Source organism: Methylobacterium sp. J-077, from assembly GCF_022829365.1.
Classification (GTDB): Bacteria; Pseudomonadota; Alphaproteobacteria; order Rhizobiales; family Beijerinckiaceae; genus Methylobacterium.
Genome location: NZ_JAKSYJ010000226.1, coordinates 1 through 309, shown reverse-complemented (window position 1 = coordinate 309; position 309 = coordinate 1). Strand labels below are relative to the sequence as shown.

Annotated in this window: 1 protein-coding gene; it reads left to right on the top strand. The window is 72.5% G+C overall.

What is annotated here, in order from left to right; all coding sequences use genetic code 11:
* On the top strand, positions 1–309 hold a 309-nt coding region (locus MKL11_RS28610), incomplete at both ends, for a methyl-accepting chemotaxis protein (RefSeq protein ID WP_243949914.1).

Sequence of the window (309 nt, the reverse complement as noted above, 5' to 3'; positions counted from 1 at the left end):
GACGGCGGCGACGGTGGACGAGATCACCCATTCGGGCGCGCAGATCACGAAGCGGGCCGGCGAGGTGATCGCCACCGCCCAGGCCACGGCCCAGACCTCGCGCCAGGGCCTGCGCGCGGTGGCCGACACGGCGCGGGCGATGGACGCGATCCGCGAGCAGGCGGAGGCGGTGGCCGGCAACATCGTGACGCTGTCGGAGAAGACCCAGACGATCGGCGACATCATCGAGACGGTCAACGACATCTCGGAGCGCACCCATCTGCTCGCGCTCAACGCCGCCATCGAGGCGGCCGCGGCCGGCGAGAGCGG